Raw genomic sequence first — 6,897 nt, 5'->3', positions numbered from 1 at the left:
CCCCGCGCGGCTCGGCAAAGCCACGCGTCGATCGTCCCGACGGGCCACCGCGCAACGCCGGCCCCGCACGTCCCGGCGGCGGACGGCCGCGGTCACCGGGCGCTGGCTCTGCTCGCCCCGGCGCATCGCGCTCGGGCCCGCCCCGCCCGCGGGGGAAGCGCTGATGCGGATCATCGCAGGCGAATGGCGCGGCCGACCGCTCGTCGCGCCCAAGGGCGATTCGACCCGTCCCACCGGGGACCGCACGCGCGAGGCATTGTTCTCGATGCTGGCGAGCCGCCTCGGCAGCTTCGACGGGTTGGCCGTCGCGGATCTGTTCGCCGGATCGGGCGCGCTGGGGCTGGAGGCGCTATCGCGCGGTGCGGCCTCCTGCCTGTTCGTGGAGCAGGATCGTGCCGCGCTCGACGCATTGCGCGCCAATATTGCCGCGCTCAAGGCGAGCGGGGCGGAGGTCCGCGCCGGCAGCGCGCTGGCACTCGGCCCGACGGCAAAGCCGCTCGACCTCATCATGATGGACCCGCCCTATGGCACCGGCGCCGGGGCGGTGGCACTCGACAAGCTCGGCCGGCTCGGCTGGGCCGGCCCGGCGACCTGGATCTCGATCGAGACCGCCAAGCAGGAGGACGTCGAGGTGAAGGGTTTCGTTGTCGACGCCGAACGCGTCTACGGCAAGGCAAAGATCACGCTGCTGCGCGCCGCCTGAGGCAGCGAACTTACGGCTCCAGCACGACGGCGTGGGTGCGCGGCCGCGGCCTCGTAGCGACCAGGGCCACCAGGCTCAGCGCGGCGGCCACGCTGCCGTACCATCCGACCGCGGACAGGCCGACATTCTCCGCCAGCGCCTGGGCGAACAGCGGCGTCAGGCCGCCGCCCAGCACGCCCGCCACGTTGAACGCCATCGACGCCCCGGTGTAGCGGACCCGTGGCGGGAACAGGCCGGGCAGCCACGCGCCCAGCGGGCCGTACACGAACCCCATCAGCAGCAGCGCCAGCGCCAGGAAGGCGAACACCAGCACCAGCGACCCCGCGCCCATCATCGGCCCCAGCAGGAAACCGGCGAACACCACCGCGACGCACCCGCCCGCTAGCACCCGCCGCTCGTCGAACTTCTTGTCTGCCAGCCAGGCGGAGGCATAGATCCCCACCGCCATGAACAGGATGGCGCCCAGTTGCACCAGCAGCATGGACTGCATCGAATAGCCCAGCGTCTTGGTACTGTAGCCCAGCGCAAAGGCCGTCGCGATATAGTAGAGCGCGAAGCAGGCGATCGCGCCGACGGTCCCGGCCAGCGTGGCCAGACCGTGGTGGCGCAGCAATTCGGCGAACGGCACCGCCGGTGGCGGCGCTTCCTCCAGCGCCGCGGCGAACTCGGCCGTTTCGGTCAGCTTCAGCCGGATCCACAGCCCCAGCCCGACCAGCAGCGCGCTGACCAGGAACGGAATACGCCAGCCCCAATCGCGGAACTGCTCGGGCGTCAGCCACAGGCCCAGCAGCAGGAACAGGCCATTCGCCGCGATGAATCCCGCCGGCGCGCCCATCTGGGGGGCGCAACCGAAACGAGCGCGCCAGCCCGGCGGCGCATTCTCCACCGCCAGCAACGCCGCCCCGCCCCATTCGCCGCCAAGGCCAAATCCCTGGCCGAACCGCAGGAGGCACAGGATGAACGGCGCCCACCATCCCGCCTGCGCATAGGTCGGAAGAAAGGCGATCAGCGTCGTCGACAGCCCCATCGTCAGCAGGCTGGCGACCAACGTCGACTTGCGGCCGATACGATCGCCGAAATGCCCGAAGAAGGCCGCACCCACCGGCCGCGCGAAGAACGCCACCGCCAGCGTGGCGAAGCTCGCCATCTGCTGCATCCCCGGCTCCGCGACCGGGAAGAATATCTGGCCGAACACCAGGCTCGCCGCCGTCGCGTAGATGTAGAAATCGTAGAATTCGACGCCGGTGCCGACGAAGCTCGCCAGAAGAACGCGGCGCGACGAATTGCCGCCGGAGACGATGGTGCTCATGCCTCCCTCTCCCTTCACGCCGCGCCCGCGTCAACACGGCCGCCGTGCAACAACTTTGTCCCTACGCGACACAATTGCGCAACATTCGCGCTGTAGAGGCTGCCCTGTCGGTCCAGCCCCCTATCTGACACCGACAGCCGCCGGCCTCTGGTCGCGGCACTCCCTGAACTGCGGGGCAGTCGATCGTTAGCGGCTGCCCCTTCTTTTTTGCCCGTTTCAGCCCAGCCGCCAGCGCTTCAGCTGCGCCAGCACGTCACCGGCGATCTGATCCTGCGAAAAATCGGTCAGGTCACGGAAACGTGGATCGCTGTTGGTCTGCGCCGCCAGCGTCCAGGTCACGCTGCGGCGCCCCTCCGGCGCCTCCAGCGCGGTATAGGCGGCAAGCGGGCGGGCACGCGGAAACAATCGATAGACGAAGCGCCGCTCGGGCTCCGTTCCGACCGTCAGCACGATCTCACCGTCCTCCACGTCCAGTCGGCATTCGCTGGGCATGTCCTGCTGGAGCGCATCATAGACGGAACGCAGCGCCGGCTCCCCCTGTTGCTGCAGCTGGCGCATGATCTCGCCGCGCCGCGCCGGAACGAACAATCGCTTCAGCCGCTCGCTGACAGGCGCGGCCTCATCAGCCAGCGTGATCCCTTCCAGATCGGCATTCGCCTGCCGCACCAGCCCGAACGCCAGCAGCAGCATGATGAAGCAGAAGGGCAGCGCAGCCATCAGCGTCGCCGCCTGCAATCCGCCCAGACCGCCCGCGACCAGCAGCAACGTCGCTGTCACACCCAGCAGCACACACCAATAGACCCGCTGCCAGCGCGGCGTTTCTTCCGCACCGCCCGACGTCAGCGTATCGATCACCAGCGCGCCCGAATCCGCCGAGGTGACGAAGAACACACCGACCAGGATGATCGCCAGCGTCGACGTAAAGCCGGCGGCCGGCAGATATTCCAGGAACTTGAACAGCGCCGTGGACAGGTTCGCCTGGACCGCATCGGCAATGCCGCCCGATGCTGCGCCAAGATCAAGCGCGATCGCCGTATTGCCGAATACCGTCATCCAGACGAAGGTGAAGGCGGTAGGAACGAACAGCACACCGGTGACGAACTCGCGCATCGTCCGCCCACGCGAAATACGCGCGATGAACATGCCGACAAACGGCGACCAGGCGATCCACCACGCCCAATAGAACAGTGTCCAGTCCGCCATCCAGGCGCGCGGTTCATAGGCGTACAGCGTGAAGGTGCGCTTTACGAAATGGTCGAGATACAGGCCAAAATTCTGGATCAGCGCACGCAGCAGGAAAAGCGTCGGGCCGACCGCCAGCACGAAAAGCATCAGCAGCACGGCGAGCACCAGGTTCAGTTCCGACAGTCGCCGCACACCCCGGTCCGCGCCGCTCAGCACCGACAGCGTCGCTGCGCCCATGACAATCAGGATCACCACCAGCTTGGTCGCGGTGGTGTCCGGCACGCCGTAATTATAGGCCAGCCCCGACGTCATCTGCGACACGCCAAATCCCAGCGACGTCGCAATGCCGAAAACGGTGCCGCACACTGCGAAGATGTCGATCACATCGCCCAGCGGGCCGTTGATCCTTTTACCCAGGATCGGTGCCAGGCCGGACCGCAGCGTCAGCGGCATCCCCTTGCGATAGGTGAAGAACGCCAGGCTCAACCCCACCAGCGCATAAATCGCCCAGGCATGGACGCCATAATGGTGGAACGTGATGGCCATCGCCTCGCGCGCCGCGAGGATCGTGCCGCTCTCCACCTCGGGCGGCGAGATGTAATGCTGGATCGGCTCGGCCACCGCGAAATACATCAGGCCGATGCCCATGCCCGCGGCGAACAGCATCGCCAGCCACGAGACATAAGGGAAGTCCGGCTCGGCATCGTCCGGCCCCAGCTTCAGCTTGCCGGCGGGCCCGAAGCCCAGGATCAGCGCCACGACCAGGAACACGGCGACCGACGCGATGTAGAACCAGCCGAACGTATCGATCGTCCACGCCTGCGCTGCCTTGAACGCCACGTCCGCGTGGCCGGGCATCAGCAATGTCACTGTCAGCAAGGCGACGACGATCGCCGACGCCCCCCAGAACACGCGCGGCACGATTTGAGCTTTGATCATCAGGGCGGCTGAACGCACCAGGGGCGCGTTTGGATCATCCAGATCATTGATGCCGATCAGGGCATCGGACGTCTCCCTGATTGCCACGCTTTTTGAACGGGCATAGGGCGGCACCCGAATTGTGATTGCCGGAGCTGTTTGCGAGTGATGAGGGAGGAACCAGCCGCGTTCCGTCGCCGCCTTGGGGTCGGCGCATTGGCGCTGGGGATGCTGGTGTCCCCGGCCCAGGCCTTTGCCCAGGCGAAAACGCCCACCGTCGAGGACCTCCAGCGTCAGATCGACGAGCTGAAGGCGCAGATTCGCGTGCTGACCCAAAATCAGCGCGCCGCCGCGCCGGCCGCGTCTGTCAACCAGCCTGCCGCCAACCAGTCCGCCGCCACCATTGCTCCTGCGCCCGCGACGACGAATCAGGCGCCCGCACCGGACGCGCAGGTAGCGGCCACCGCGCCTGCCACCCCCGCGTCCCCGGCACAGACTGCCACCCCGGCCGCTACGCCCACCGCCGCTCCGCCGGTAGCGCTCGCGGCCGCCACCCCGCCGGCCGACAAGCCGTGGTACGAACGGATCAACGTGCGCGGCTATACGCAGCTGCGCCTCAACGAGATCATTTCGGGCGACGCCACCGCCCGGGACGGCGTGTCACGGCTGCGGTCACCCGGCGACGGCGGCATTACCGACGAAGGCAATTTCACCTTCCGCCGTATCCGCCTCGTCTTTTCGGGCGATCTGTCCGATTCGGTATCCTTCTACTTCCAGCCCGATTTCGCGGTCGCGGTCAGCAACCAGTCCGCGGGCGAGCGTCGCGAGGGGTTCGCCCAGCTGCGCGACGCCTATGTCGACTGGTCGCCATGGGCCGATCGCCGCTTCCGCTTTCGCTTCGGTCAGCAGAAGGTGCCATTTGGCTGGGAGAACCTTCAATCATCCTCCAACCGGCTGACGCTCGACCGCTCGGACGGGATCAACAGTGCCATTCCCGGCGAACGCGATCTGGGCGTGACCGCATTTTTTACGCCGGCCGCGGTGCAGCGGATCTGGGACCGGCTGGAGGATGACGGGCAGAAGCTGTTCGGCAATTACGGCGCCTTCGGTCTCGGCCTGTATAACGGTCAGGGCGTCAACCGGCCGGAACGCAACAATGACCTGATGAGCGTCGCCATGGCGACCTGGCCGTTCGAGCTTGACGGCCTGGGCACCACCTTCGCCGGCCAGGTACTCGAAGTGGGCGCGTCCGGGATGCGCAACCGTGTCCGCCCCGAAATCCGCACCGGCGGCGTCAGCGACGCCAGCTTCCGTGACGATCGGGTCGGCGTTCACCTGATCCTCTACCCCCAGCCGTTCGGCCTCCAGGCGGAATGGAACTGGGGCCGCGGCCCGGAATATGATCCCTTGCTGGGGACGATCCGCACCCGCTCCCTCAGCGGCGGCTACGTCCAGGCGATGGGCCGGGTTCGCCAGAGCCCGCTCGGCCCCTTCATGCCCTATGTTCGCTGGCAGACGTATCGCGGCGGGTGGAAGGCGATCGTCAACGCGCCCCGACTGGAAACGGACGAGATCGAGCTGGGCATTGAATTCCAGCCGATCGAGGAACTGGAGCTGACGCTCGCCTATGCCGATATGACGCGGCGCGAGGCAGACGAGCGCCGCTTCGGCCGGGCGGAGGGCGATGTCATCCGCGCGCAGCTACAGTGGAATTATTGACGGCCGCGTCAGTTCGCGATCGTCAGTCGAGCGGGATGGCGCCCGTCATCCAGGTTGCGTCGGCGCCATAGCCGGCCACCTTTGCCGCCAGCGCATCGGATGTCGCCGCCTCCGTGAACCCCAGCGTGCGCCAATAGGTCGCGGCGCCGCCCACCGCGATCAGCTCGGCGCGCCCAATGCCCTGCCCCGCGGCGCACATGAAGGCCGCTTCCATCAGCGCCCGTCCGGCCGACAGCCCGCGCGCGTCAGGGGAGACGGCCATGTCGTGGATGAACAGCACGTCGACCTGCGGCGGCTCGGCGAGCACGGCTCCCACCGGCGGCGGCGACCCCTCCGGCCAGCCATGCGCCAGCACATAGCCCGCCATCGTGTCGCCCTGCATCGCGACGAAGCAGCACGAACTCGCCAGTCTCACCCTGCTGCCGAAGGCGGCTTCATCCTCCAGCAGGAACGCGGGAAAGCAGACTGCCTGAATGGCAAGCGCCGCCGGCACGTCGCTCTCGGCGAAGCGGCGGATGGTCAGTGAAGAGGCCTGTGACATCATCGCTCCACTTTCGCCGATGACCGTTCAACCGGCAACAGCCGCACGCAGCTCCTGCGCGCCCCGCCGGCGTCAGTCCATGCTGGGATAGGCGTTGAACGCCGGCAGGTCGGCGATGCCCGAGGCCCAGCCCAGCCGCTCCTTGACCATGATCTGTGCGTCGGGCGGCAGCCGTTCGGGGTCGTCGAGCGTACCGGACTGTATGTCGACGATGCCTGGCAAGGTCTCCGGGTTGCGATAGAACAGCCCCGTCCCGCAGGCGCTGCAAAACTCTCGCGTCCCGTGCCGCGACGAATGATAGCGCGTCGTCGCGCCTTCGACGGTCAGTTGATCCTCCTGCCACGCGATCCACCCGACCATCGGCGCGCCCGACCAGCGCCGGCAATCCTCGCAATGGCAGATCGCATGATGCTGCGACTCACCTTCGGCCGACCATGTGACCGCCCCGCAATGACAGCGTCCCGTCGCGCTCATCACCCTTCTCCCAATCGTTTCACCTTTGTTCTCATGCATTGCGCTGTC

At 67.4% G+C, this 6,897-nt stretch carries 6 protein-coding genes; 2 read left to right on the top strand and 4 right to left on the bottom strand.

From position 1 onward, the window contains the following. Window positions 1–163: 163 nt before the first annotated feature. A complete protein-coding gene (gene rsmD / locus XM50_RS04225; RefSeq protein ID WP_046407606.1) occupies window positions 164–703 on the top strand; it encodes a 16S rRNA (guanine(966)-N(2))-methyltransferase RsmD in 540 nt (179 codons plus the stop codon). A gap of 10 nt (window positions 704–713) precedes the next feature. Here the strand turns inward: rsmD and XM50_RS04220 are convergent, their stop codons facing one another. After that, on the bottom strand, window positions 714–2,012 hold the full coding sequence (locus XM50_RS04220) for an MFS transporter (RefSeq protein WP_046407604.1): 1,299 nt from the start codon (window positions 2,010–2,012) through the stop codon (window positions 714–716). Window positions 2,013–2,228: 216 nt separating this feature from the next. Then, a complete protein-coding gene (locus tag XM50_RS04215) occupies window positions 2,229–4,136 on the bottom strand; it encodes a BCCT family transporter (RefSeq protein ID WP_046407630.1) in 1,908 nt (635 codons plus the stop codon). 147 nt (window positions 4,137–4,283) lie between these two features. Here XM50_RS04215 and XM50_RS04210 point away from each other — a divergent pair, with 147 nt between their 5' ends. Beyond that, window positions 4,284–5,834, top strand: coding sequence for a porin (locus XM50_RS04210; RefSeq protein WP_046407603.1), 1,551 nt, complete (start codon window positions 4,284–4,286; stop codon window positions 5,832–5,834). Window positions 5,835–5,856: 22 nt separating this feature from the next. On the opposite strand, the gene XM50_RS04205 is transcribed toward XM50_RS04210, so the two are convergent. Together XM50_RS04205 and XM50_RS04200 are read right to left on the bottom strand one after the other, a co-directional pair. Next, the gene (locus tag XM50_RS04205; protein ID WP_231621849.1) at window positions 5,857–6,375 is read right to left on the bottom strand and encodes a GNAT family N-acetyltransferase; all 519 of its coding nucleotides are present in this window, start codon (window positions 6,373–6,375) and stop codon (window positions 5,857–5,859) included. A 72-nt stretch (window positions 6,376–6,447) separates the two neighbouring features. Then, window positions 6,448–6,849: a GFA family protein gene (locus XM50_RS04200; RefSeq protein WP_046407600.1), complete on the bottom strand. Its 402-nt coding sequence runs from the start codon at window positions 6,847–6,849 to the stop codon at window positions 6,448–6,450. Window positions 6,850–6,897: the final 48 nt, after the last annotated feature.

The sequence above is a fragment of the Sphingomonas sp. Ag1 genome (assembly GCF_000980895.1).
GTDB classification, from domain to species: domain Bacteria; phylum Pseudomonadota; class Alphaproteobacteria; order Sphingomonadales; family Sphingomonadaceae; genus Sphingomonas; species Sphingomonas panaciterrae.
The sequence above is the reverse complement of the archived record's forward strand: the minus strand, read 5'-3'. Positions and strand labels throughout refer to the sequence as shown.